26 protein-coding genes are annotated in these 25,491 nt (G+C 67.9%); 15 read left to right on the forward strand and 11 right to left on the reverse strand.

Annotated elements, in window-relative coordinates:
- Positions 1-11: 11 nt before the first annotated feature.
- From A4R44_RS23795 to A4R44_RS23805, 3 genes are read right to left on the reverse strand one after another with little or no spacing between them, the layout of a single operon-like run.
- Positions 12-749, reverse strand: coding sequence for a hypothetical protein (locus A4R44_RS23795; RefSeq protein ID WP_157904983.1), 738 nt, complete (start codon positions 747-749; stop codon positions 12-14).
- Between the two features lie 22 nt (positions 750-771).
- Complete coding sequence (locus tag A4R44_RS23800) at positions 772-1,713, reverse strand: L,D-transpeptidase family protein (protein ID WP_232791746.1); 942 nt, start codon at positions 1,711-1,713, stop codon at positions 772-774.
- Positions 1,714-1,717: 4 nt separating this feature from the next.
- Positions 1,718-3,556, reverse strand: coding sequence for a protease pro-enzyme activation domain-containing protein (locus A4R44_RS23805; RefSeq protein ID WP_232791758.1), 1,839 nt, complete (start codon positions 3,554-3,556; stop codon positions 1,718-1,720).
- Between A4R44_RS23805 and A4R44_RS50670 the strand changes: the two genes are divergently transcribed.
- Positions 3,456-3,695 (forward strand): hypothetical protein, encoded by a 240-nt coding sequence (locus A4R44_RS50670; protein WP_232791759.1) that lies wholly within the window; start codon positions 3,456-3,458, stop codon positions 3,693-3,695. The genes A4R44_RS23805 and A4R44_RS50670 overlap by 101 nt on opposite strands.
- Before the next feature lie 399 nt (positions 3,696-4,094).
- Here A4R44_RS50670 and A4R44_RS23810 read toward each other — a convergent pair whose 3' ends face one another.
- On the reverse strand, positions 4,095-4,712 hold the full coding sequence (locus A4R44_RS23810; protein WP_067584783.1) for a hypothetical protein: 618 nt from the start codon (positions 4,710-4,712) through the stop codon (positions 4,095-4,097).
- Positions 4,713-4,883: 171 nt separating this feature from the next.
- On the opposite strand from A4R44_RS23810, the gene A4R44_RS23815 reads away from it, so the two are divergent.
- The 11 genes from A4R44_RS23815 to A4R44_RS23865 all read left to right on the forward strand — a co-directional run bounded on the left by A4R44_RS23815 (position 4,884) and on the right by A4R44_RS23865 (position 15,974).
- Positions 4,884-5,699 carry a hypothetical protein gene (locus A4R44_RS23815; protein WP_232791747.1) on the forward strand — a complete coding sequence of 272 codons (816 nt, stop codon included), beginning with the start codon at positions 4,884-4,886 and terminating at the stop codon, positions 5,697-5,699.
- Between the two features lie 82 nt (positions 5,700-5,781).
- On the forward strand, positions 5,782-6,084 hold the full coding sequence (locus A4R44_RS23820) for a hypothetical protein (protein ID WP_067584786.1): 303 nt from the start codon (positions 5,782-5,784) through the stop codon (positions 6,082-6,084).
- Positions 6,081-6,878, forward strand: coding sequence for a hypothetical protein (locus tag A4R44_RS23825; RefSeq protein WP_232791748.1), 798 nt, complete (start codon positions 6,081-6,083; stop codon positions 6,876-6,878). The genes A4R44_RS23820 and A4R44_RS23825 overlap by 4 nt, the downstream gene beginning before the upstream one ends.
- A complete protein-coding gene (locus A4R44_RS23830) occupies positions 6,875-8,197 on the forward strand; it encodes a hypothetical protein (RefSeq protein WP_067584789.1) in 1,323 nt (440 codons plus the stop codon). Before A4R44_RS23825 ends, A4R44_RS23830 begins: the two co-directional genes overlap by 4 nt.
- Positions 8,194-9,678 (forward strand): SCO6880 family protein, encoded by a 1,485-nt coding sequence (locus A4R44_RS23835; protein WP_067584792.1) that lies wholly within the window; start codon positions 8,194-8,196, stop codon positions 9,676-9,678. The genes A4R44_RS23830 and A4R44_RS23835 overlap by 4 nt, the downstream gene beginning before the upstream one ends.
- Positions 9,679-9,788: 110 nt before the next feature.
- A complete protein-coding gene (locus A4R44_RS23840) occupies positions 9,789-11,213 on the forward strand; it encodes an ATP-binding protein (protein ID WP_232791749.1) in 1,425 nt (474 codons plus the stop codon).
- Positions 11,206-12,006, forward strand: a complete 801-nt coding sequence (locus A4R44_RS23845) for a hypothetical protein (RefSeq protein ID WP_067584795.1) — start codon at positions 11,206-11,208, stop codon at positions 12,004-12,006. Before A4R44_RS23840 ends, A4R44_RS23845 begins: the two co-directional genes overlap by 8 nt.
- A gap of 28 nt (positions 12,007-12,034) precedes the next feature.
- The gene (locus A4R44_RS23850) at positions 12,035-12,412 is read left to right on the forward strand and encodes a hypothetical protein (RefSeq protein ID WP_157904984.1); all 378 of its coding nucleotides are present in this window, start codon (positions 12,035-12,037) and stop codon (positions 12,410-12,412) included.
- Positions 12,413-12,431: 19 nt separating this feature from the next.
- Positions 12,432-13,535 (forward strand): C40 family peptidase, encoded by a 1,104-nt coding sequence (locus A4R44_RS23855; RefSeq protein WP_067584803.1) that lies wholly within the window; start codon positions 12,432-12,434, stop codon positions 13,533-13,535.
- A gap of 40 nt (positions 13,536-13,575) precedes the next feature.
- Positions 13,576-15,408 (forward strand): type IV secretory system conjugative DNA transfer family protein, encoded by a 1,833-nt coding sequence (locus tag A4R44_RS23860; protein ID WP_067584806.1) that lies wholly within the window; start codon positions 13,576-13,578, stop codon positions 15,406-15,408.
- Positions 15,405-15,974 (forward strand): hypothetical protein, encoded by a 570-nt coding sequence (locus A4R44_RS23865; RefSeq protein ID WP_067584809.1) that lies wholly within the window; start codon positions 15,405-15,407, stop codon positions 15,972-15,974. The genes A4R44_RS23860 and A4R44_RS23865 overlap by 4 nt, the downstream gene beginning before the upstream one ends.
- Positions 15,975-16,101: 127 nt before the next feature.
- Here the strand turns inward: A4R44_RS23865 and A4R44_RS23870 are convergent, their stop codons facing one another.
- Together A4R44_RS23870 and A4R44_RS52545 are read right to left on the reverse strand one after the other, a co-directional pair.
- A complete protein-coding gene (locus A4R44_RS23870) occupies positions 16,102-16,956 on the reverse strand; it encodes a DUF5753 domain-containing protein (protein ID WP_107648882.1) in 855 nt (284 codons plus the stop codon).
- 40 nt (positions 16,957-16,996) lie between these two features.
- A complete protein-coding gene (locus A4R44_RS52545) occupies positions 16,997-17,281 on the reverse strand; it encodes a zinc finger protein (RefSeq protein ID WP_095213565.1) in 285 nt (94 codons plus the stop codon).
- 329 nt (positions 17,282-17,610) lie between these two features.
- On the opposite strand from A4R44_RS52545, the gene A4R44_RS23875 reads away from it, so the two are divergent.
- Positions 17,611-18,354, forward strand: coding sequence for a helix-turn-helix domain-containing protein (locus A4R44_RS23875; protein ID WP_067584816.1), 744 nt, complete (start codon positions 17,611-17,613; stop codon positions 18,352-18,354).
- Positions 18,355-18,356: 2 nt separating this feature from the next.
- Complete coding sequence (locus A4R44_RS23880) at positions 18,357-18,833, forward strand: NUDIX hydrolase (protein WP_067584829.1); 477 nt, start codon at positions 18,357-18,359, stop codon at positions 18,831-18,833.
- On the opposite strand, the gene A4R44_RS23885 is transcribed toward A4R44_RS23880, so the two are convergent.
- The 4 genes from A4R44_RS23885 to A4R44_RS23895 all read right to left on the reverse strand — a co-directional run bounded on the left by A4R44_RS23885 (position 18,821) and on the right by A4R44_RS23895 (position 22,687).
- Complete coding sequence (locus A4R44_RS23885; RefSeq protein WP_067584832.1) at positions 18,821-19,372, reverse strand: HD domain-containing protein; 552 nt, start codon at positions 19,370-19,372, stop codon at positions 18,821-18,823. The genes A4R44_RS23880 and A4R44_RS23885 overlap by 13 nt on opposite strands.
- A gap of 136 nt (positions 19,373-19,508) precedes the next feature.
- Positions 19,509-19,649 (reverse strand): hypothetical protein, encoded by a 141-nt coding sequence (locus A4R44_RS48255; RefSeq protein ID WP_157904985.1) that lies wholly within the window; start codon positions 19,647-19,649, stop codon positions 19,509-19,511.
- Positions 19,650-20,406: 757 nt separating this feature from the next.
- The gene (locus A4R44_RS23890) at positions 20,407-21,564 is read right to left on the reverse strand and encodes an acyl-CoA dehydrogenase family protein (protein ID WP_067584835.1); all 1,158 of its coding nucleotides are present in this window, start codon (positions 21,562-21,564) and stop codon (positions 20,407-20,409) included.
- 64 nt (positions 21,565-21,628) lie between these two features.
- On the reverse strand, positions 21,629-22,687 hold the full coding sequence (locus tag A4R44_RS23895; RefSeq protein ID WP_232791750.1) for an alcohol dehydrogenase catalytic domain-containing protein: 1,059 nt from the start codon (positions 22,685-22,687) through the stop codon (positions 21,629-21,631).
- A 116-nt stretch (positions 22,688-22,803) separates the two neighbouring features.
- On the opposite strand from A4R44_RS23895, the gene A4R44_RS23900 reads away from it, so the two are divergent.
- Positions 22,804-24,792 carry a pyruvate dehydrogenase complex E1 component subunit beta gene (locus tag A4R44_RS23900; RefSeq protein WP_067584838.1) on the forward strand — a complete coding sequence of 663 codons (1,989 nt, stop codon included), beginning with the start codon at positions 22,804-22,806 and terminating at the stop codon, positions 24,790-24,792.
- Between the two features lie 13 nt (positions 24,793-24,805).
- Here A4R44_RS23900 and A4R44_RS23905 read toward each other — a convergent pair whose 3' ends face one another.
- Entirely contained in the window at positions 24,806-25,465 is a 660-nt protein-coding gene (locus tag A4R44_RS23905; protein WP_067584841.1) for a TetR/AcrR family transcriptional regulator, read from the reverse strand.
- Between the last annotated feature and the right edge of the window lie 26 nt (positions 25,466-25,491).

The following is a 25,491-nucleotide window of genomic DNA, read 5'->3' on the forward strand; positions in this document are numbered from 1 at the left end:
ACAGCGGCAGGTCAGCCGGTCACCGGCAGGTGTCCGGGTCGAGGCGTTGGGGCAGGGGCGGGCCGGTGCCCGGGGCGTCCCTGGTCCGAGTCGCGGTGGGCTGGCCAACCGGGCTGTTCGGTCGGTGCGGGCCGGTGTCCGGGCTGACTGGGCCGCGCGGTCGGCGTGGGGTCGTCGGTCGGGCCGGGCTTGCCGGGATGGGTGGTGGGCGGCGGTTCGGTCGGCGGGGTGCCGGTGCCGCAGGAGACGGTCGCGACGGACACGGTGATCGCTGGCGAGCCTGGCGTTTTCACTGTGATGGTGCCTGCGGTCGCGTGCGGTCCGCCGGATGCTCCGGGGGTGACTGTCAGGTTGCCGCTGGACCGTGATGGGGCTTTGACGGTGGTGGCGCCGTTGCGGCAGGTGGCGGAGAACGGGCCGACGCTGGTGGTGCCGACCCGGACGCTCGTGACGGTTGCTTCGGCGATTCCGGCGCCAGCGCGCAGGTTGATGCCGCTGGCGACGACGGCTCCACTGGGAGAGGACACCGATCCTCCACCGGTTTTGACTGCACCGGAGCTGGAGACCGACGGCGCGGGCCCGACGCGTTCTCCGCCGCTGACGGTGATCCCGGACGCGCTCGACCCGGAGGTCGCGGCGAGTGCGGTGGGCTTGGCTGCCAGCGAGGTCGTGCTGACGGTGATGGCGACGCCGGCGCTGGCCAATGCAAGACCGGCGGCAAGACCGAGATGTCGTGAAGACGTGGTCATTTTTCTCCTTATTACTAGGATTTCAGTGGATGAGGACCGGAGTTCCCAACGGCACCTCGGCCGCCAGCCGGTACAGTGCTTCGGCGGGTACGCGGATGCATCCATCGCTCGACCGGGTGCCGAAGACGCGCGGGTCGGGCCAGGTGTGGATGCCGGTCGTCCCCGGGCCGCCGCCGAAGGTTTCGTGGCTGGTCGAATGGATTCCGAGAGGCAGGATCACGGGGCTGTAGGTTTGGTTCGCGTCGGCCAAAGACGCCATCACGAAGGTCCTGCCGGATGGGGTCGGTGCTGCGTCCTTCCCCACGCCGACCGTCCAGGCTGCAACCGTTGTAGTGTCGCGGATCAGGGTCATTCGGAACGCGGTGCGGTTGACTTCGACTCGGTACGGAGTTCGGGCCGCAGTCAAGGAAGAGTCCTGTGTGGACAGCCAGCCGACGCTTCCGTTCGGCCGGGACGGCAGCAGGACCTGGATCCATCCGTTTTCCTCCGCCGCCACGGGAACCCAAGTGTCAGAGCTGATTTGCTTGACCGGCAGCATCGCGAACGGTGGCGCGCCAGGCGCTTGGTAGACGGGAACGGGTCGATGCGGGTGCACCACCGTCCCGTTCGGACTGTCGGACTCGTTCACATCCGTTGGCGCGTTGGGGATTGTGGCGTAAGTCGTAGACTCGGGCAGCGATTCGGGGTGGTCGACAGGCCGAGGCGCGATGGCTGGTGCTGCTCGGACATCCGACGCTGACGTGACCTCGCCGGGACCCTGCTGCCCGGGCGACGGGGTGCCGCTGAGATACAGCGCCAGCAAGAGGATGCAGGCGAGTTCGACGGCACCGAGCGGGACGAAGAAGCGAAACCAGCCTCGAGGAAGCGAATTCCGGCAGAGGAAGAGCACGAGCATGGCGAATCGTCCTCCGATCGTGCGTGGGAAGGGTGGTGCGGGCCAGCCCCCTGGCCAGGCCCGCACCACCGGCTCACTTCGCGGCGAGCGCCTCGACGAAACCGCGGTCGGGTGTGCCGACTCCGGTAACGTTGTCCCAGCCCGGTCCGCTCTGGAGCGTTTGCGGTCGGGTGTCGAAATCGACGAGGTACTGCCCCTGCTGGCTTGGCACGCCCGTTCCCGGGAGCGTGTGCATCGCCGGGGTAAACACGCCGGCCTTGACCGGGGCGACGTCCTTGATCCCGGCTCGCAGCGCGTACAGCGACGGTGTCAGCAGCCCGCCGCGGGCCCCGCGGACCTGCTGGGCGTCGGCTGCCAGCCCGGCGACAACGGGCGCCGCGAGCGACGTGCCGCCGAAGGAGTACAGGCCGAACTGGCCCTGCCGGGTCTGCCCGACCAGGAAACCGGTGTAGGAGTCGGCCAGCGCAGCGATGTCCGGCACTGCGCGGTGCCCGTGGCTCGCCGAGTCGGGGNCGACGCCCTTCTGCCAGTCGGGAGCGTCGTACAGTGCCGAGGCACCGCCGCCCGCGCCACCAGCGAATGAGCCGTCGGTGTTGCGCTGCGGGACCCATTTCCCGCCGGACAGCGTGTTACCGGCGTTCTCCCACCCGGTGACCACGAGCGGCTTGTTCTGCTGGTCAAGCCCGACGGTGGTGCCGCCGACCGCGGTCACCCACGGGCTGGAGGACGGGAAGCTCGCGGTCGCGGATCCGGTGATCCCGGCGTTCGTGCCGGCGTCCCCGGTCGAGACCGCGATGGACTGCCCTTGAATGGCGGCCTGCAGGGCAATCGAGTTGAACTGGTCGCGGACCGCTGGGGCCATGCTTCGCTCGCCGTCGGCGTTGCCCCAGGAGAACGACAGCACGTCCGCGGTGTTCTCGTTGACTGCCTTGACGACCGCGTCGTACAGCCCGCCGAGGCAGGTCTTCGCGGCGTAGTACCGGATGTTCGCGTTGGGCGCGATGGCGTGGGACGACTGGACGTCGAGCGCCTGCTCGCCAGCCCACCCGTCGGCGTCGCACTTCTGCTGATCGGTGAATCCGCCGTCGGGCAGGACCGCGGTGTACTGGCCCGGTTTCATTTGGGGAATTCCGGTTTGGCTCGCCGCCCGGCTGGCGTCTTGCGCAACAGAGTTCCCGTTGTAGGCACCGACGATTCCAATGGTGGTGCCGGATCCCTGATCGCCGGAGCCGAGGCTGTACATGGCGCGCAGGGAGGTGCCGGTATAGCCGCACAGCGAGTTCGACTGTGCGCCGGACGGGTATTTCTGCGGGACGTCCGTGTTGTTCTGCTCTCCCCACCAGCGCGCGCAGTGCTGTTCGGCAGTCGGGGCGTGTGGTGCGGTGTGCTGCGGCCGGATGGTGTTGCGGCTGTCGTCCAGCCCGATCACGGCACTGACCACGCCGTGCAGCGCACGGGGAATCGTGATCGGGTTTTCGGGGGCGGTGAGAGTTCGGGCTGAGCCGCTGATTTTGGTGCGGTATGAAGCGAGATGCGTGCCGAAGGCGCGTTCGAGATCGCCGGTGGTGCCTTCGACATTGACGAACATCCGGTTCGTGCTCGTGTCCTTGACCGTCAGGCCCGCGTGGGCAAGCCACTCGCGCACCTGGTGTACAGAGTCGTCGGTCGGTCCGAACCTGTCGGTGAATTGTGCGGCAGAAAGGAAATGTCCGCGCTGGCCGCTTCCTGGCCTCGACACCTCGCTGGCAAGTCGTGCTGCGCCGCCGGGGTCGCGCAACGACAAGGCGACTTGTACCTGGCGAACGTCTGAGGTGTCGGCGTCGCTGATCTTCGTTGAAGGCGTGGCCCACGCGGGAATGCTGCCGGACAGGGCGCTTCGGTCGTTGCTCGCGTCATGGGTTCCGTCGGCGATCGCAGGCGCGGCGACAGCCGACGAGAGCGCCAGCGCCGCGGCCAATGCCGCGGTGGGCGGAGAAAAACGCATGAGTGTCCTTAGGTTGGTTTTGTTGCATGACAAGGTCGCGCCGGTTACGGCGCTGACGATGAACTGAGGAGAGAGTGATGCTGCCCCGGCGATTCGCCGACAGGCGCGGCACAGTAAGAGTCCATTAAGGACTGAAAGTTGCTGCTTTTGTGGTTAGCTGGCTTGGGCGAGCGCGAAACCCAGCCCGGTTCGCGGCGGCCCTCGGGGCGGACCGCGTGCGTTCAGGTGCTTCTGTATCTCGGCGACGCAGTCAGGGCGCGGAGGGATGATGGAGAACGTGCGATCCCTCGGTGCGTGAGTATGCGTCGCCGGCACGACGTCAGTCGGCACGACAACTCCCGTGTCGGCGGCCGTCCGGCCGGTGCGCCGCACCCTCCCTGATGCGGCGGCCGTGGCGGCCAACTCGGGGTAAACCTACCCGCTGACCACAATTTGTCAACAGGTGAATTCAAATTTGGCGGGCAAGTCAGTCGTCGTTGGTTGCCTTCTGGTCCCGCGAGATGGCGGACAGGATCTCGATCAACGCTTGCTTGTTGTCGGGGGATGAGCTGTCGAGCGCGGAGCCGATCTCCCGTGCCTGCACGCTCTGCAGGCCGATTTCGTTCATCAGCTCGAGGATGCGCCAGTCCGGAGCGGCGAGTTTGGTCTCCGTGTCGGGAAAACCTGCGACCTGTTCGGCAGGGGTGGCGGGATCGAGCGTGCGGGCGTCGATGCGCCAGTAATCGGCGAAGCCGTTCACCTCCGACGCGCGTGGCATCGGACGGCGACCGGCCCGCAGGTTGTTGATTTGCTGACGGCTGATCGAGATCCCTCGATACTCCAGGAGCCAATCGGCGATCGCCTGGGCGGATGCTCGCTTCGTCCGCAGTTCGGCCTCGTGTGCCGCGATGAAGTCCGGGTCGGTGACCGGCGTGCGGTCGGCGTCGTAGTGAACGAACGACTCGTGGTCCAGCAGGTGCGTCAGGCGTCCGGAGAAGCTGTCGAATCCGAGCAGCGTCCGGTACAGCGCGGCTTGCCGCGCTGCGGTGCGGCGGGGGATCGGCGAATCGCCTGATCCGCGTGTGCCGCGGCCTTGGTCGTTCATCTGGTCCCCTCGGTGCTGCTTGACAAGCACTGCTGTGTCGATACGCTGGCTCGTGTCGTGACAACACAGCGAGTCAAATCTCTCACGACCTGCCCTCCTTGACAACAGCTGAAGTCGTCGTGCCTTCCGAACGGAACGCGACGCAGGTCAGCGACGTCCGGGAGACGCACGATGGACACTCTGTCCGGCGGCACTGCCGCTGATCGGCATGCACCGGGAAACGCAGACGCGCTCCGCGCCCGGTTCGGTTTGGTGGTACCGATCTTGGGGGCGTCCGGCGGCGTCGGGGTGAGCGTGGTCGCCGCCGCGCTCTCGGACGCGCTGCAGTTGGCCGGGTACTCGGTGCTGCTCGCCGACACCGCGGGTCCGATTCGGTCGGGACTCGGGCAGGCCGCCAGGGCGGACGGTCCGGTCGTCCGGGTGCCGGAGCCGACAGCGCGCGTGCGGTTCTCCTGGCGTGCACAAGCGCTCGTGGGCCGCGTCGAGGACCCCGGCAGAAGCCGGTCGGTCGCGCCGTCCTTCTGGTGGCTTCCCGGAGACCGCCGCGTGCAGGCAACAGTTGTCGACGTCGCCGGAGACGCTTGGGAACTCGCGTCGGACGTGCGGCTGGGCACCGGCCGCTGGCTGAGCCTCGCGGCGTGTCCACTGCTCGTTCTGCGGCCTACCGTGCCGGGTCTGGTTCAAGCGGAGCAGGTTCTCGCTCGCCTTGAACCGTGGGTGCTGCGGCGGATGATCCCGCCGATCGGGCGGCTGGTGGTCGTCGGTGCGCGACGGTGGCCTCCGCGGGTTGCGGCGACGGCGGGGTATCGGGTCAGTGCGCTGTTGGAGAGCGCGGTCTTCGTGCCGTATGAGCGCGACATCGCCACCGCCGGTATCACCGGCGACGTCACGCCGGACAAGATCCGCTCCGCTCTTTCTCCGCTGCTGCGCCAATGGCGGGTGACCGGATGGTTGCCAACTCCTCCGCCTGACCGAAAACCTTTGTGACTCACGATTTTCCGTTCTCATTGCTCGAAGCCCTCCCGCTTCCGCACACCGGCCTCGTCCGGGTGCCAAGCAGGGAGTCGCGATGCTCAGCCACGTCGTCGAGGTCTGGATCGTCCACGTCGCGGATCTTCCGAATCCGGAACCGTCGAAACCGCCGGGAGCCGACCAGATCATCGGACTCGTCGCCAATGTGAAGTGGGCAGCCGGAATCGCTTTGCTGGTGGGCTTTTTCATGGGGTTGGTGGTGTGGGCGGGCGGCCGGTGGGTCGATCACCACCGGGCCGGCAAGGTCGGCTTGGTCATGATGCTCTGCGCAGTCGGCGGGGCGCTGCTGTACGGCATCGGCTGGACAGTCATCAACGGCTTCGCGGGTACGGCGAAATGACCGGCAACTTGGACCCGCGCATGCAGGCCAGAATACGTTTACTGGCAATGGTATTCGTTGCTCTCGCCGCCATTGCGGCGTTCGTGGTCATCGCGCACAACCGGACCGCGCCGGTCACGCTTTCAGGTCCGCCTGGTGCCGCGCTTCCCAACCCGGGCCAGTTGCCCGGCGACCCGGAAACAGCCCTCGCGACGCGCCCAATGACCTGGTTGCCTGCTGAGGCGGCTCAGCCCCATCCCCAGAGCCCGAGAACGGCCGGACCGCCGATCGTACTGCCGCCCCCGTCGCAACGCGCCGGACGCTGGATTCCCGACAGTTTCCCTCCGACCGCGGAAGGCGCGCTGGCACAGCTGGCAGCCCTCAATCAAGCCGGGCTGTCCGGAGGGGATCCCGAAACCTACGACCGGGCCTACGCACAGTTGGCTCTGCAGGGAGCGCCGTCGGTCGCCGAAGCGGGGTTGCACGTGCTGTTGCGGGAGTTCCGCAAGGCTGCCGGGGTCGCCGCGGGTGAGATAACCGACGGACTGACCGTGCGCTATGAGGTCACCCACGGGTTGATCAAAGGCACCGCCGACCAGGGCCACTATGTGGTGGCATGCACCCTGGGGCAGTTCTCCGTCGACTACCAGGGCCAGGGCACGAGCGTCGGAGTCGGGGATTGCCAAGCGCTGCGGTGGACCGGAAGCAGTTGGCGGATCAGTCCCGGACCTCGAGCGGCTTACGCCTCGTCGGCATGGCCGGGCACCGACGAATCAGTGGATGCTGGCTACCGGGCACTGGGCGGTGCGCGGTGAACCCGATCGACTGGCTCACCCAGCTCGGGACACTGGGCAAGCTGGCCGGCGACGTCGCGAGCAAGGGACTGGCGGTCGCCGCCGGGAACGTGTTCGACTCCATCATGCAGGGCCTGTGGGGGTCCGGGCTGACCGTGCTGCAGCTTGTCCTCGAAGGCGTCGACGCCTACTCCCGGTTCACCGTGTCCAAAACGGACGGGCCGATCGGCGTCGTATGGCCGGTGATGCTCTGGATCAGCGGCGTTCTCGCGTTGGGACTGTTCTTCTGGCAGATCATTTCGGCAGTGCTGCGCGGAGGGCGAGGGTTCACCCGCCTGCTGATCGGGCCGATGCAGTACTGCGTGGCCCTGGCGGCGTCGGTCGGGATCGTCGCGGCACTGCTGGCCGCAGCGGACGGACTCACGACGTTCCTGCTGGGCTATGGCCTCCACAGCGACCGGTTCGCCGACGCGATGCACGCCCTGAACCTTCTCGACGGCGTCTCCAAGGCCGTGACCGCAGTGATCCTCGGCGTGGCGGCGGTGTTCGGAACCTTCCCCGCCGGGTTCGGCATGGCCTTCGAGATGATCCTGCGGCAGGCGGGAATCGACGTGATCGTCGCGACGATCCCGATTCTGGCTGCCGGACTGCTTGCCAACACGACCTCGCGCTGGTTTTGGAAGGGCGTCCGGGGCGTGCTGGCGCTGATCTTTCTCAAGCCCGCGATCGCGCTGGTCATCGTCATCGGCGTGGCCACGGTCGCCGGCCGCCAAGGTCTGTTCGGGTTGCTGTCCGGGATAGTGACCCTGCTGTTCGCGCTGTTCATGCCGATCGTGCTGTTCAAGCTGTTCTCCTTCATCGACCCGAACGCGGGCAGCGAACTCCGCGGTGAGATGTCGGACCTGGGTCCCGACACATACGGGCCGGACAGCCTGCCGGGGAGGCAGCTCGGCAACATGTTCGACAAGCTCAAGAAGGCCTGGCAGGACTGGAGATCAGGCGACGACGACGGTGACGAGGACGACGCGCAGGAATCCGCGAACGACGAACGTTTCGATGCCGCCGAACCCGATCTCGACTTCGAATCCGAGGACGACGAATTCCGCGACGATGAATCTCGCGACGACGAAGACGAGCGGGACGGGAAAGACGAGCGGGACGAGGAACAGGATCCAGACGACGAATCCGCCGAGGACGATGCGTCGCCCGCCGACGACGTTCTCCCGCCTGTTGTGGATGCGGTCGAGGATCCGGAAGAAGAGGTGGTGCCGGACGACGATCCTCCGGACGACGACGATGACGACGACCGCGGTCCAGCCGAAGAGCCGGTGGTCGAATGAGCACTCGGCTCTACACTGGACTCGGACAGCGAGAACACGACGGTTGGCTGCTGGGCCTCCGCCCGGTACAGGCCGTCGCTTGCGTGCTGCTCGCTCTGCCCGTGATCCTCCCGCTGGCCGGAGGACATCTCACCGAAGCGCTGGCGACTGCCCTGGTTTCGATCCCGGCAATCGCGTTGATCGTGGTGCCCGTCCGCGGCCGCCCGGCGGTCCGGTGGCTCTTTGACTGGGTGCTGTTCCAAGTCGGAATCGCGTTCGGTTGGTCGCGCTGGCAGTCCCGAGCCGCTGCGGGAGCCACAGTCGATCCGGCCCTCCCGGATCTGCCTGGGACCCTTGCGAGACTGCGGTTCCCCGACGGCCCGCCGATGCGCGACCTCGGCCGGATCTGCCTGATCCACGACACTGGCGAAGCACGATGGGGCGCAACCGCGAAGCTGACCCACCGCGGAGTCGGCATGCTGTCCGACGCGCAATGCCAGCGACTCGCCAACCGTCTGGGAAACCTGCTCGCGACGCTGGCGCACCGCGAGGTCATCGACCGGATGTCACTGCTGGTCCGGACCGTGCCCGACACCGGTGCCGAGTACGACGCGTGGCGCTCGGTGCATGAACGCGTGGACGCACCTGCTGCTGCACGCCGCGCGGAGCGCGAGCTGGACCGCACCGTCGGAGCTGTCTCGGTCCGGCACGAGGTGTTCGTGACCTTCACCGGCCCGGAAGCCGCCCTGCGCCGCCCGGCCGCAGCCGCCGGCGGCGGAATCGACGGGCGGGCCGTCGTCCTGTACCGCGCTCTCGACGGCCTCACCGAGTCGTTGCGCGTGCTCGGCGCGCAACGGGTGACCTGGCTGTCCGGTGCCGGCTTGGCCGAAGCGATCCGGACCGGCTTCAACCCCGGCTCCGCCGGCTCGCTGAACGCTCGGCGCTCCGGCGTCACGTGGGCCGCGGCCGGTCCCGGCCAGACGCCGACGCCCAGCGCGCGGGTCTACCGGCACGACGGCTTCGCCACCGTGTCCTACGCCGTGCTGATGCCCGAATCCGGCACCGCCTTCGGTTCTCTGGGCGGCCTGCTGGCGGTGCGCACCGCCGGGGAACGGCGAGCCCTGGCCGTCCACTACGAAGCACTTCCTCCTCGCCGTGCTCGCAGCGCCGTTCGGGCAGGCCGGTTCCGCGCCGGAGCGGTGCGGGACTGGAAGCGCTCCAAGGGTTTCAGCGCCGCGGCGTCCGAATCCCGCGCAGCTGCGGGCGCACGAGCGCAGGAGCAGGCCGTCGCCGCCGGACACGGACTCGTGCGTTTCTCCGCCGCGACCGCGATCACGGTGCCGGGGGAGTGGAGCGTGGAGGACCACGCCGCGCGAATGGAGAACGACATCGCGGGACGCTTCGAGCTGCTGCGCCTGGACCTCGCGCAGGACGCGGGATTCGTCGCCGCGGTCCTCCCCGTCGGCGTCGGCCTGCCTCGTCTGCGCGGAGGTCTGGTCTGATGCCCGCGCGACCGCCCGAACGAACCGCTGCCGATCTCCTGACCGCATTCGGCGCAGCCCCGCACCCAGCGCCTGAGCGACCCGCACCGGCCAAGGCGGAACGCAACCCGGTGAACCGCTCGACGGCACCGCTGCGCGGGCACGCCCGGCCAGGCCACGGATGGTCGCCGGTGCTCGCACCGCTGCCGGTGTACCAAGCCAGCACCCGTGAGATCGGCGGACTGTTCCCGCTGCTGGTGGCCAGCCCGATGCCCGCGGTCGGCGCCCGGATCGGCTACGACGTCCAGTCCGGGGGCGCGTTCTACTGCCACCCCGTCGAATGGGTGCTGCGCAGCGGCCTGGCGACCAATCCCAACATCGCTTTGTTCGGCGAACCCGGCCGCGGCAAGTCATCCACGGTCGTGGCCTTCGCCCTGCGGATGCTCAACTTCGGCGTCCGCACCCTGATCAGCGGAGACGTCAAAGGGGAGTACACGCCGGTCGTGCGCGCACTCGGTGCGACGCCGATCGAGCTGGGCGCGGGCAATCGCGCCCGGGTCAATGCCCTCGACCTCGGACCGTTGACCGCTCGCTGGGAAATCTGGACTGCGCGGCGGCAACGGGACGAGCTTTCCAGCGTTCTGGGCCGGTGGGTGCAGTTGCTGGCTGCGCTGGCCGAATCCCAAGGGCATCCGCCGAGCGTGTCCGACGAAGCCGCGCTGGCGGCGGTCCTGCGTCGACTCGTGGGAGCCAGCGACGGCAACACCCGGCTCCGGCCGATCACGATTCCCGACGTCCACCGGGAACTCGCCGCCCCGGATTCCCGGCTGTGGCGCGATCTGCGCTATGAGGGGCGGCACGACTTCCTGCATCAGCTGCGCCCGATGACCGACGCGCTCGCGAATCTCATCTCCGGCGCACTCGCCGGGATGTTCGACGGTCCCACCACCGTGGCCATCGACTGGGACGCACCGGTGCAGAGCATGGATCTGTCCCGGCTGCGCTCCCGCGGCGACACCGCCGTGGCGGTCGCGCTGACCTGCCTCGGAGCCTGGTCGTCCCTGGCCACCGACCTCCGCGACGACGGCGACATCCGCATCGTCGTGCGCGATGAATGCTGGCGGCAGCTGCGGCTCGGCCCGCGCGCGGTCGCCGCGATCGACGCGGAACTGCGGCTGTCACGGCTGGAGAAGATCATCCAGATCCTGGTGCTGCACAAGCTGTCCGACCTGTATTCGGTCGGCGCAACCGGATCGCAGGCTGTGTCGATCGCCAAGGACCTCATCTCGCTCTGTTCCACGCGCGTCCTTTTCGGACAGTCCACGCGCGTTGCGGACGATCTCGCCGACGCGCTCGCGCTGACCGGACCGGAGCATCAACGGCTGACCGGGCCGGTGAACGAACGGCGGGGCCGTGCGCTGTGGAAGACGGAGAACCATCCGGCGCATCTGGTGCAGACCGTGCTGTCCAGCTTCGAAAAGCGCCTGTTCGACACCAACGCGCAACTGCGGCCGACCGCGGGCCGCGGCGGAGGGGAATGGAGAAGCGGTGGCTAACAGCCGTATCCGCCTGCAACCACTCGGTGGCTTCCTGAACCCGAACCGGGAGGTCTACGTCGGCTGGGACGAGGGACTGCAAACCTACTACGCCCAGGTCTTCGACGGACGAGACGAGCAAGGGGAGGACCGCCTGACCGTCGACGTCGGCAATGGCCTCGGCGACGTCACCTATCCCGGCGGGGTGATCACCGCGCTCCGGCCCTACGCCGAAATCACCGACGACCTCGGCGAACTGCTGAACGTCAGCCGCGTCTCGACGACGCCGACCTATACCGACTTGCGACCGGATTCCCGGCGCTACCAACAGGAGCAGTATGTCCAGGCCGGGCTGAACCGGCTCTACCGCCCGGACGGCTTCGTCACCACGCTCACCCGCGACGACGTCGCACCCGTGCTCCTTGAGCACGGGTGGGCCTCCAGCGGAATCAAAGCCACCGAGACCGGGCACACCGAGACGTACCGCCGCGGCGAGCAGGAGCTGACTCTCGCCTGGACCTGGCCCGACCAGGACTACGACACCGAACGCATGCTGAGCCCGATCCACCTCGACGGCCAGCGTCACGGCGTGGACAACCGCGAAGAGCTGTCGAGTTTGCTGGCCGAAGGCAGCCCGGATCCGCAGATTCTCACGCCGGGCAGCGAAGAGCGGGTCGACGAACTGCTTACCGGCATCTTCACCGACGACGAAGCACAGCACCAGGACCGTCGGCTCGACGCCGGGCCGGACGAACCGTGGTTCGACGACCCGGCCTCCGACGACGAGGGATTCCACTCCGGACTCGGCACCTAGCACAGAAGCGACCCGAAGGAGGTTCTACATGGATGAGGAGACAGCGGAACGGATTAGCCGAGCCGCAACCGAGGCCGCTGATCGCGTGTGGAACAGCTCCGTCATACCGAAAAACGTCAACTCGGGGGGCCTGCAATCGGCTATGTCCGCAGTCGAAAATCAAGCCGACGCGGCGTACCAAAAGACCGTCAAGGAGATGTCCGCCGATCTCGGCTTCGAGGAACGTGACTACTACCTCGCCGATCCGCTCGCGGCAGTGATTCACGAACCAGACTGTATGGCCGAACGGCCCGAGTACTCGCTCGACGATCTCGCGGATGAGCTGAACAGCGAAGCCGACGAAGACCGTCTGCTGGACGACCACTTCCGAGACAACGACGACCTCGGCCAAGGCTTCGGGTACTGAACATGCCAAGGCGTTGCCGATGAACCGGGCAACCAAAGCCGTCACGGGCTTCGTCGCTGCCGTCGTGACGATGCTCTGCGGACTCCTGCTCGGCGTCGCGATCATCGCTGCCGCGCAGCCGTCCACGGCCATCGCCGCGGCGGGTTGCGGGAACTCCTCGTCCGGGACCGGACGCATCGTCCGCGGCGATCAGGACTCGGAGGCGACCAACATCGCCCGGACCATCGTCGGCGTCGTCCAGCAGCGACGGCTTCCGCGCCGGGCAGCCGTCATCGCGATCACGACCGGCCTGGTCGAATCACACCTGCATAACCTCGACCACGGCGACCGCGATTCCCTTGGCGTGTTTCAACAACGGCCGTCCCAAGGCTGGGGGAGCCGCGCGGAGATCCTGAACCCCGCACATGCCACGAACACCTTCCTCGACCGTCTTCTCGCGTTGCCTGGATGGGACACGCTTCCGCCTGGCAAAGCGGAACAAGCCGTCCAGAACAGCGGCTTCCCTGGTCGTTACGCGCCTCGTGAACCAGAAGCAGCCCAGATCGTCGCCTCCATCTGGACCGGCCCGGACAACCCCGTCCCGCACACGACCGCCGAGACTTCAGCGAGCACATGCGGAGACGACGGCAAATCCGACGTCCCGCTGCCGCCCGGCAGCGACCAGAAGACACGGATGCCGGCCGGATTCACGCTGCCCGCGGATCCGCGGCAGAAAGCGGCGGTCGGATACGCCGTGGCGCAACTGGGAAAACGGTACGTCTGGGGCGGCAAAGGCCCGGATGCCTTCGACTGCTCCGGTCTCATGCTCGCCGCGTGGGCCACCGCGGGCATCGGCATCCCCGCGTCCACCGTCGGCCAGGTCAAAGCCGGTCACGCCGTCCCCGACCAATCGCAACTGCAGCCGGGCGACCTGCTGTTCATCCCCGGTGCCCTGGGCACCCCCGCTCAGCCGCGTCACGTCGGCATGTATGTCGGCGCGGGGCTGATCGTCGACGCTTATGACGAGGAGCACGGGGTGGTCGTCGAGCGCCTCGCAGACTGGTCCGCCCGCATCGTCGCCATTCGTCGGATCGCCGATCCGACTTCGCCCTCCCCGCCGCCAGGAGGGAGCCAACCTCGATGAACGACCACTGGTGCCCTCCCCAAACGGGAGGGACGCCACTGTGCCCCGTCACCGCTCCGAACCAGCTGGCACCGACCGCGACGTCGTGTTGGTGGCGCTGCTCATCGCCGCAGTGCTCGTTGTCTGCGCGGCTGTCTTCGCGTTGACCGCGTCCGCGGTGCTGACCACTGGTTTCGCCACTGACACCTGGGCCTGGCCGACGCCACCTCGGACGCTCAAGCTCGCCTTGCAGGTCGTCACGGACCCTGCCCGCCCGGAAGCAGCTCTGACTCATCCCTGGGACAATGGCATATCCGGCCGTGAACTGGCCTTCTACGCATACGCGATCGCCGTGATCATGGTGCTCGGGAGCATGATCGTCGGCGTCTCTATTCCGGTCTGGCGGCGATGCGGCCCCGTCCGCCCGGGCCATGCGACCCGGCTACAGGTCCGCCGCACACTCACGCCCGCTGCCGCCCGGCGCACTGCTGCCTGGACCCGTCCGGATCTCACTCGGGAGCAACGCCGCCGTGCCCCGATCACTCAGATTTCCGCGCCACTGCCACTTGGGCCGTACCGGGAACGCCTGGTCGTCTCGTTGGAGACGCCGACCGGCACGATCGCACCGACCCGGTCCGGGAAGTCCCGCACCGACCTCGTCCACAAAGCCCTCGACGCACCGGGCGCGTTGTTCGCGTCCACGACGAAGAACGACCTCGCCGAGTGGTGCCTGCTCGCCCGATCGCGTCGAGACTTCGGAGGGACGGCCTGGCTGCTGGACATGACCGGAACCACCGATTGGCCCCGCCACGTTCGCTGGAACCCCGTCGCCGGCTGCGACGAACCCGCAGTCGCGTTGCGCCGGGCTGAAACGCTGATCGCGACCTCGGCGCTCGGGATCGACGATGTCGGCGGGAACGACGCTGTATTTCGCGGCCGGGCAAGGATTGTGCTGCAGGCGTACTTGCTGGCTGCTGCCCGCCATCAACGCGGGATCGACGACCTGGTCACCTGGTCGCTGACCAAGCCCGCCGACCAGGAACCCGCCGAGCTGCTGCAGCGCGAATTCCCTTTCCTGGCCTACAACCTGCGCTCGGAGACCGGCATGGTCGCCGAGACGGCCGACGCGGTCTGGATGAGCGTCCGCCGCGCGCTGGAGCCCTTCATGAACCCCGATGTTCGTGCGTTCTGCACCCCGGGCAGCGACCCGTTCGACATCGACACCCTCCTCGATACCGGCGGCAGCGTGTTCGTCATCGCCGGTCAGCACCAGGCCGTGCAAGCCCGTCCGGTACTGAGCGCGTTTGCCGAGGAGTTCCTCACCCGCGTCCAGGAACGCGCCCTGCACCAGGAATACCGGCGCAACACGCCTCCCGCGACCACGATCCTCGACGAAATCTACGAAGGCACTCCCGTGCCGAGGTTGCCCGGGATCATCTCCGACATCGCGGGCCGGGGCGGGCCCGTCCACTGGTCCGCCCAATCCCGCGGCCAGCTCGATGAACTCTACGGGGAACACGGCCGCAAAACCTTGATCGACAACACGCTGACTCTTTCGGTCTTCCCCGGCATCAAGGACGACCAGACTCTCGAGTGGCTGTCGACGATCAGCGGGCAGCACCGCCGCCGCACCTACCAGCACCACTCCGACGGCCTGTTCAGCAGCGGCCGCGGCTCGGTCGGCAGCGAAGACACCCCGACCTACCGCCCCGGCGACATCCGCACCCTCGACCGCGACCGGGTCCTCATCCTGCACGGCAACCTCAAGCCGATCCTCGGCCGCACCGTCGACATCACCCAGCGTCCCGACTGGCCTCAGATCGAATCCGACGTCGCAGCCATCCGGTCAGGCAGCGCACAGCACGAACTCGACCGAATCCAGGGCCGAGCATGAACTCCGACGACGACATCCCCATCCCTGAAAACGAAGACGATGATCCTCAGCGGAGCGCTGCCGAGATCGCCGCGATGGTCGAACGGCTGTGGTCCGCGGCCCAGTCGCACGAAGCCCGCCTCGGCCTCCTCCACGAGCGCCTGGGCAGGCTCGAAGCGGAGGAAGAGTCGAACCCGCAACCCGTCGCCCGTTGGCTCACCTTTCCCGCGCCCCCTGCTGCGGAAGACGCTGAGCATCAGGGCGAGACCCCGTTGTTCACGATCGCGTGCTTCGTCCACTACTACAACGAGGTCTATGTCGGACGCACCGGCAGCCGCGCCGTCGCGATACCCGACTGCTGGCTCAACCACCCCGGGCTGCTCGCCGAAATCGCGACCCTGACCTACACCTGGCGCGCCGCTCACCTCGGCCGGCACGCGAACGTCCGCGACGCGCAGTACTGGCACGACCGATGGCGGCCCGCGTTCGCCGAACGCCTCGCGACCGAATGGACCCACCCGCACTGTCTCACCGCGACGCACAAGCAGGTCGGCGCGAGCGATCTGAAAGACCGGTACACCGAGTAGTCGGTGCGCGTGTTTACGAGGGGCCGGTGCCCGTCGGGGCAAACGGTGCACCGGCCCCGTTCCGCCTGGCGCGGTAGGCGGAACATTCAGTGCCGCAGGGAGGAACGGCGCGGAAGAGGAGGAACGACTAGGCCGATCTGCGCAGGCTGGTTCGGTGCTTTGCCGCGTACTTGCCCATGAGCACCCGTGAGTCCATGTTGGACAGTGCGACGTTGTCCAGTTCTTCGAGCACGTCGCTGTAGTTCCCGTCGTCAGGCATGAAAACTGCGGCACCATGGCTCGGAAGGTGGACGACGGGTCCGCTGTTGGTGCGGTAGAGCGTGAACGCGCCCATAAGTCCGGGGTGCCGTCCGGTGCCTGCGGGGACGATGCGGACCGTGACCGTCGAGATCGGCGCGGCAAGGTTGGCGAGGAAGCCGAACTGCCGGGAGACCGTTTCGAACGATCCGGTCATGTGGGCGAATGCGACTTCGCCGACATAGGCCGTGAGCGGCTTGGACTGGATAAGTTCTCGGTGCTCTGCGCCGAGTTCTCCGACGAAGTGGACTTCGGCCTCCGACCTGCCCGCGGCGATCAGTGCTTCGCGTGCGTAGTCGCCGTGCTGCAAGAGGTCGGGAATGAACAGCGGGTGCCAGTCGGCCACCGATGTGGCGGTCGTCCCGCAGTCGGCGAGCATCGCGTAACGGTCGTAGTCATGGTGCTGCCCCAGGATGACGACCTCGGACGCGGTCATTCTTGCCAGCGCGAGAATGCGGCGCTTGTCGGCACCCTCAACGCCGAGCGTGCCGAGAATGTAGGCAACGTCGATAACCGGCGCGGCGCGCAGGCCCAGTTCCCAGCTGGACAACCTCGCTGGCCGGACCCCGATCCTTCGGGCAAGTTCGTTGAGACCCCACGACGCGCGTTCCCGCGCGGCACGCAACGCGGCTCCGAGCAGTGTGACACGCGTGCTCACCGCCATCGGCCCTTTGCTGGGTTTCATTTCAATTCAACCCTCGTAGCTGTCATCGGCGGCCACTGAGTCATCGTTGCCGCTTCCGCTTCGACTTCGTGGACCGGCCAGCAGGCTTGTTCGGGGCACTCCAGCCCAGCTGTTCGCGGTACGCCGCGTCGCAGGGCAGGCACTGCGTCGGTATGCAACGCGCCCGACGTTGCCCGTGCGGTGCGAACGCTGCGGCAGCTTCCAGACCGCAGAGCATGGTGATGTGTTCCCCCGGCGCGGGAACGCTAGTAAGCCGCGCGCGGTGCCATACGCCGTCGACGACCGGGCGGACATGTTCGAGGTAGATGAAGATCAAAGCTGCCATTGGCGACCGCTCCTCTCGTGTTCCGGCGGTCGAGCAACAGACCTCAGATTTCGCGACACGACGTTATGATCACGACGCAGCACACAGAACAGGCTGGAAGTACGCTTGTGGCCCAACGGAAACTGCCGAACTCGGAGCGTCCATGAGCAGATCAGCAGGAACATCACTACCTCCTCCACGCGACCTGCGGCGGGTTTGCTGTGCCGGATACAGAAAACTCCACTGTGGAGGACGCCGACACCGCGCCTGCGGGACTCTTGAGAACGGCTTGGCGGGCTGAAACGTCCCTCGGAACGTTTCCAAACGTGCTAGCCCAGAGGAGGGAATCTATGGCGAACGATCGGCTTCGCACCGCCATGCTGGCGGCGAACCTGACCATCGAACAGCTGGCGGAGCGGGTCGACGCGCACCCGAAGACTGCAGAACGGTGGATCCGGGACGAGGTCGTGCCGCATCGAACGACCAGGCACAGGATTCTCACCGTGCTAAGCGCCGGAGAAGCTGAGATCTGGCCGTCCCTCAACGGCGGCGCTCGGCCGGTGCCTTCCGAAACCGAGTTCGTCCATCTCTACCCGTCCCGGTCGGCCATCACCGGGGCCGGCTGGCAAGAACTCCTCTCCGGGGTCGAGGAACAGATGGACGTGCTGGTGTTCTCCGGGGTATTTCTGGTGGAACAGTACGACCTGGTGCCGATGATCCAGACAAAGGCGCAATCTGGCGTTCGTTTCCGGCTGCTCGTCGGAGACGAGAAATCGGAAGCTGTCCTGCAACGCGCGATCGACGAAGGCACGCCTGGCGGCCTTGAGGGTCGCATACAGCTGATGCGCCGATATCTGGCCGAGGTCGCAGACCTTGACGGTGTCGAAGTTCGTACGCACGGCACAACTCTCTACAACTCGCTGTATCGCTTCGATGACCAGCTCTTGGTGAATCCTCACGTGTACGGAGCGCTCGCAGGACAGAGCCCTGTCCTGCATTTCAAGCGTCACCCGAGCGGAACTGTGTGGGATCATTACATGAAGTCGTTCGAGCAGGTGTGGCGATCTGCAAGACCTGAGAAGGGGGAGAAGTAGCGATGGCCAGGATCGATTACGTCGACGACCCTGCAGCTCCAGCGGCCAATAGCGTAGTCCCGTCGGTCACGGTGGTGATACGCAACGATCGAGACGAAATCCTGCTGATCCACAAGGTCGACAACGACCTGTGGGCGCTGCCCGGCGGCGGGCACGACATCGGCGAGACCATCACGCAAACCGCCGTGCGCGAGGTGAAAGAGGAGACCGGGCTGGACATCGAAATCATCCGGCTCACCGGCACGTATACGAATCCGCGGCATGTGATGGCCTACGATGACGGCGAGGTTCGCCAGCAGTTCTCGCTGTGTTTCGAGGGCCGGGTGATCGGCGGCGAGCCCCGCGAAGACGGAGTGGAGACCAAGGCGGTCCGGTGGGTCGATTCGTCGAGCCTGGAAGAGTTGAACATGCACCCTTCGATGAGGATGCGGATCGCGCATGCGTTGGATCCCGACATGCAACAGCCTTACCTGGGCTGAGCCGCGTCCAGGCGGCGTTGCGTGCGTTCGACGGCGGCACGCATGACGGGAGCGGCGACGAGCCAAGCTCGGTGGACGGGATCCGAAGCGGGATACCGGGAGAGGATCTCTGAAATTCTCTCGTCGTACGAGACCTGCTCGCCGCCGGGGCCGACGGTCAGGTCGGCGGTGACCAACGCGTCCAGGAGCGCAGTGTCCCGGAACGGGAATTCGGAGAGCTGGTCCGCGATGCCCCGCTGCTCTGCTTCGAACCTTGCTCCGGAGTGATGCGCAACCAGGTTGACCACCACCTCGGACCAGCCACTGGCCTTGAGATACCTCGCTCCGTCCAGCGGATGAAACCGGGTGTGCCCGATCTCCGGGGAGTAGCCGATGTCGTGTAACCAGGCTGCGGCGACAAGCGTCGACCGTTCAGGCTCGGCTACCGCGTCGCCAAGCTCCTGCGCACGACTGGCGACAGCTTGTACATGATCCCATCGCCGCCCGAGCGGCTTGACGAACCTCTCGCTGGCCTGCCGCGCTTCCGTCACGGATTCCACGGCTTTCAACGCTACCGGCCGGCCGGACGTGTGCGCTTGCCGCACCCGAGATGGCCCGGCCGACACGGAACTGCTGGGCATCGCGTCATCGCGCAGTTCGCGGCGTCAGGGGAGGCGAGCGCGGTCAAGGGCTTTCCTAGCGAAGCGAAATCACCTGGTCGGCGGCTTGCCGAACCTGTTCGCTGCTTGGCTTGGCTGCCACCTTCCCGGCGACGTCGGCGGCGATGACTTCGTCGACCGGCTTGGACTCTTCGACCAGCCCGTACCGCGTGATCATGTCCCGATATCCGGAACATGGTCCGGGTCGATTCGGATGGTAGGGGACCAGATGTTGTTGTCTTGCAGCCTTGTGACCGACCGGGTCGAGTCTGTCCAGAGAGGACACCAAGCCCCACGGCACGTCGACAGACATGCAGAGCACTCATCCAGCTTTCAGGATGGTTGATGACGATCTGCTTGAGCGGGCACGGGAAGCGGACGCGCGCCATTGGGATGCACATCGCCGGCCGATCTCCGCGGAAACCTTCGCGGGAAGCTCCGGATCGGCGCGGCTCGCTCCAGACCACTTGTGAAGATTATTCGGGATGCCCAGGACAGCGATGAGCGCGACCTACCCGGACGATCTGCGCGACGCCCTCTGTCTCGACCCGCACAGTGTTGCTGGTGAAACGTTGCTGGTGAAACAAACGCAGTTCGTCGCGGCCAGTGAACCGAAACAGGGCGCCGGGATGCGGGCGTTCGGCGCATACGATGGTCCGCGTCCTGGCGGCCACCCGGTCGGGTCGATCAAGCCGGCCAGTTCGGCGAACCATGCCCCGTCCCCGGACCTTGACGTTGAGCGTCGACCCAATGGCGAAGCGGCACGTTATAAGTGTCCTAGCAGGGCGAACGGCCGCGGATCTGGTCGCCAGCGGCGCGTATTCACCAGCGCGAGGTGCGCCCCGCGCTACCTCTGTCCGGTTGGAGTAAGCCGGGCGACATCCGTCCCTGGGGTGACGTCGCCCGGCTTGTGCTTTGGGTGTTCCCTCAGCGGCTTAGCTCGAGCTGCGCGTGAGGGCTCGAGCGATGACGTTGCGCTGGACCTCGCTCGTGCCTTCGCCGATCTCGAGGATCTTCGCGTCGGCGTAGAAGCGAGAGATCGTCGACTCGCGGATGAAGCCGTAGCCGCCGTGGATCTGGACACTCTCGCTGGCCGCGCGGTTCGCTACCTCGGACGCGTACAGCTTCGCCATCGCTGCCGCAGTGCCGAACGGGCGTCCCTGGTCGGCGAGCCAGGCGGCGTTGTAGACCAGCCAGCGGGCCGCGGCGATCTCGGTCGCCATGTCGGCCAGCTTGTGGCCCACGGCCTGGAAGCGGTGCAGCGGGCGGCCGAACTGCTCGCGTTCGCTCGCGTGGCGGACGGCGAGGTCGAGGGCCTTCTGGGCGAGGGAGAGGGACAGGGCTGCGACGCTGATCCGGCCGCCGTCGAGGACCTCGAGGAATTGGCGCAGGCCGTTGCCTTCTTCGCCGATCAGGTGGTCGTCGCTGATCCAGCAGTTGGTGAAGACCAGTTCGCGGGTGTCGAGTGCGTGCCAGCCCAGTTTCTTCAGCGGCTGGCCCTTCGTGTAGCCCTCCGTGCCGTCGGGGACGAAGAAGGTGCCGAAGCGCTTCGAGCCGTTCTCGTTCTCGCCGGTCACGGCCAGGACCGTCACGCCGAGGCTCATCTCGGTGCCGGCGTTGCTGATGAACATCTTGGTGCCGTCGAGCACCCAGCCGCCGTCGGCTCGCCGTGCCCGGGTGCGGATGCCCGCGGCGTCGGAGCCGGCGGTCGGTTCGGTCAGGCCGAACGCGCCGAGCGCCTCGCCTTCGGCCAGCGGGCGCAGCCACCGTTCCTTCTGCTCGTGGGTCCCGAACGTCGCGAGTGGAAGGACGGCGATGGTCGAGTGCGCGTTCCAGGCGGAGGCGACCGACTGGTCGGCCGCGCCGAACTCCTCCATGGCGGCCACGTAGGAGACGAACCCGGCGTCCGCGCCGCCGTACTTCTCGTCCACCAGCATGCCCATCAGTCCGAGCCCGCCGAGCTGACGGAACACTGCGGTCGGGAACTCGCAGCGCTCGGACCACTCGGCGGCGAAGGGGGCGATTTCCTTGGCGGCGAAGTCCCGGCAGAGCTGCTTGAGTGCCACGGTCTCGTCGGGCAGGTCGAAGTCCATCAGTGCTCCGTGTGGTGTCGTGCGGCCCTGGAGGGCTGCGTGGCGGCGGTCGTATCGTGCGGCATCAGGGCCGCCCGGGTTCGAGGAGGATCTTGAGGTGGCTGCAGCGGTCGGCGGCCAGCTCGGCGAAGGCGTCCACACCGGCCGAGAGCGGGCGCACCCCGGTGAGCAGCGGGGCGGCGTCGAGCCGTCCGGTGGCCATGAGGTCCAGGACTCGGGGGATGTCGTAGTTGTAGCCGAGCGAGCCGAGGATGGTGCGTTCGAACGGGACGATCTGGGTGATCGGCAAGGACGCCTCGGCGCCGCTGATCCCGCAGAGCACGGCCCGTCCGCCGCGGCGGACGGTCGTCACGGCCAGCTGGACCAGCTCGGGGCGGCCGGTGGCCTCGACCACGACGTCCGGTCCGATGCGGCCGGTGCGCAGGAACACCTCGCGCCGGACGTCGGTGGCCGCCGGGTCGTAGACCTCGGTCGCGCCGAGCTCGGCGGCGGTCCGGGCGCGGGCGGGGACGGGCTCGCTGACGTAGATCCCGGCGGCGCCGGCGAGCTTCGCGGCCAGCAGCGCGGCGACCCCGATCGGGCCGGCGCCGAGCAGCAGCACGTTGTCGCCGGGCTGGACGGCGGCTCGCCGGACGGCGTGCAGGCCGACCGCCAGTGGCTCGGCCAGGGCGGCGAGCTCGTCGGAGACGCCGTCGGGGATCGGGACCAGGCCCTCCGTGGGGACGGTGGCGTGCGAGGCGAAGCCGCCGTCGGAGGCCAGGCCGACCGAGCCGCCCTTCGCGCAGATGTGGTACTCGCCGCGGCGGCACCAGCGGCAGACGCCGCAGCGCAGGCAGGGGTCGACCGCGACCCGGGTGCCGATCTCGATCCCGGGCGTCGGCGAGCCGAGCGCCACGACTGTGCCGCTCATCTCATGCCCGAGGGTGATCGGCGGCTTCATCCCGGTGAGCGGATGCGCGCCGGCCCGGATCAGGTTGGGCCCGTGCGCGACCTCGTGCAGGTCCGTTCCGCAGATCCCGCAGAACGACACGGCGACAACCGCCTGACCTGGCTGCGGCGCCGCCGGCTCGCCCACATCGTCCAGGTGCAGCTCGTCTTTCGCGTGCCAGCGCAGTGCGTGCACGCCGATCACCTCCGACCGGGAGTTGTTTTTTCGACCAATCGGTACAAGAATCGTCCTTCCCGGCGCGATGTCAAGAGCCCGGGCAGAAATCGATGGACGGCAAGGGCAGGAGCGCAATGACTTCCACCCGGGTGAGCGACCTGGCAACGGCTTTCGACAGCGAGCCGAACACACTGGTGGGGATGTACCGGCGGATGCGGCTGATCCGGCAGTTCGAGGACCGAGCGTCCCGGCTGTACCGGAACAACGAGATCCCCGGCTTCCTGCATCTGTCGATCGGACAGGAGGCCTCGGCGGTCGGCGCCTGCTGGCCGCTGGACGACCGTGACGTGATCACTTCCACCCACCGCGGGCACGGGCACTGCATCGCCAAGGGGATCGACGTCGAGGGCATGTTCGCCGAACTCATGGGCAAAGAAACCGGCACGTGCCACGGACGCGGAGGATCGATGCACATCGCCGATCCGCGCCGCGGCGTGTTCGGTGCCAACGGCATCGTCGCGGCCGGCGTGCCGATCGCAGTGGGCGCCGCGACCGCGGCCCAGCTGCGCGGCGACGGCGGCGTCGCCCTGGCCTTCTTCGGCGACGGCGCCGTGGCCCAGGGCATGTTCCACGAGGCGGCCAACCTGGCCTCGGTGTGGCAGCTTCCGGTGATCTTCTTCTGCGAGAACAACAAGTACGCCGAGTTCTCGCCGATCGCGACGCAGACGCGGGCTTCGCTCGCCGACCGGGCGCCCGGCTACGCGATGGATTTCCACCAGGTCGACGGCAACGACGTCGTCGCCGTCGCCGACCTCGTCGCGCGTCTGGCCGACGACTTGCGCGCGGGCGCCGGGCCGGTGATGGTCGAGGCCGAGACCTACCGTTGGCACGGCCACTACGAAGGCGACCCGCTGAAGTACCGCGACCCGGGCGAGCTGGTCGAATGGAAGGAACGCGACCCGCTGATCCGGCTGGCCGCCCGGCTGCGGGAGCTGGGCGAGGATCCGGCGGCGGTCGACGAGTCCGTCGACGCCGAGATCGACGCCGCCGTGCAGAAGGCCCGCGCCGCCTCGCAGCCCGCGCCGGAGACGCTGCACCACTTCGTCGGCGTTCCGCGCGAACCGGCGCCCGAGCCGGCCGAGGCCACCGGCGAGGTCTTCCGCACGATGGACGCGGTGCACAACGCGATCGAGCACGAACTCGAGACCGACGACTCGGTGTTCCTCGCGGGAATCGACGTCGGGGCTGGCGGCAATGTGTTCGGCCTGACCCGGGGCCTGGCCGACAAGTACCCGGGCCGGATCCGCGACACCCCCATCTCGGAAAGCGCCATCATCGGCGCGGCGGTCGGCGCCGCCATGGCCGGGCTGCGCCCGATCGTGGAGGTCATGTACTTCGACTTCATCGGCGTCTGCCTCGACCAGTTGATGAACCAGGCGGCCAAGCTGCGGTTCATGACCGGCGGCGCGGTCAGCCTGCCGATGGTGGTGCGCACCCAGTTCGGGGCCGGGAAGTCCTCGGGCAGCCAGCACTCGCAGAGCCTCGAAGCGCTGCTCGCGCACATTCCCGGCCTGACGGTGGTGATGCCCTCGACCCCTGCGGACACCTACGGGCTGCTGCGCGCCGCGATCCGCGACCCCAACCCGGTCGTGTTCATCGAGAACCGCCTGATGTACGGGCGCAAGGGACCGCAGCCGCCCGCCTCGCACCTGGTCCCGCTGGGCAAGGCGGCGGTCCGCCGCACCGGCACCGACGTGACCCTGGTCTCGTACTCGAAGCTGGTGCACGACTGCGCCGACGTGGCCGAGGAACTGGCCGCCGAGGGCATCAGCGTCGAGCTGATCGACCTGCGGACGATCGCGCCGCTGGACACCGAGACGGTGCTGCGCTCGCTGGCAAAGACCGGGCGGCTGGTCGTGGCCCACCAGGCTGTGGGCGAATTCGGCGTCGGCGCGGAACTGGCCGCGGTGGCCGCCCGCGAGGGGTTCTGGACGCTGGACGCCCCGGTCATCCGGCTCGGCGCCGAGCGGACCCCCGCGCCCTACAGCCCGTCGCTGGAGCGCGTGTGGCTGCCCTCGAAGGACACGATCGCCGCGGCGGTGCGGGAGGCGGCCGGCTCCTGAGCGGGCGCGGGCCTCAGGCGGAGGAGCGGTCGCGGTATTCCGCGAGCCGCTTCTCCAGCCCGGCCACGTCGTAGCCGGCGCTGCAGAAGCCCGACATGAGCGTCGCGCAGTACTCGCGCGACAGGAACTCCGCGTCCCACGGTCCGTTGCGATGCGCCCACTGGTAGGTGTGGTTGTGCAGGTTCAGGAACTGCAGCATCGCAAGCCTGGGGTCGAGACTGCGGAACGCGCCGGTCTCCATGGCCTCGACCAGCAGGTCCAGCACGATCTTCTCGAACTCCCGGCGCTGGCGCAGCAGCCGGGTGCGGTTGGCGCCGCGCAGGTGCCGGTAGTCGTGCTCGTAGACCCAGATGTGGTCGAGCCGCGCGAGGATGTTCCCGAGCAGCGTCTCCGACAGCAGCCGCAGGCGCAGCACCGGGTCCTCGTCGAGCGCGGCGATCCGGCGGGCCGCGGTCAGCAGCGGGCCCAGGACCCGGTCCTGGATCTCGACGAGCAGGTTTTCCTTCGAGCCGATGTAGTAGTACAGCGCGCCCTTGGCGAGCCCGGCGACCTGGCCCAGCTCGGCGATGCCGGTGGCGGCGTAGCCCTGTTTGGCGAACAGGGCGGCCGCCTGGTCGATGATCTCCTGGCGCTTGACCTCGTAGCCGGGCCCGTGCCCCGGTGGTCTCGGCATCGTTCCCCTCCAGTACGCGGCAGGCT

The sequence above is a fragment of the Amycolatopsis sp. M39 genome (assembly GCF_001651785.1).
Classification (GTDB): Bacteria; Actinomycetota; Actinomycetes; order Mycobacteriales; family Pseudonocardiaceae; genus Amycolatopsis; species Amycolatopsis rubida.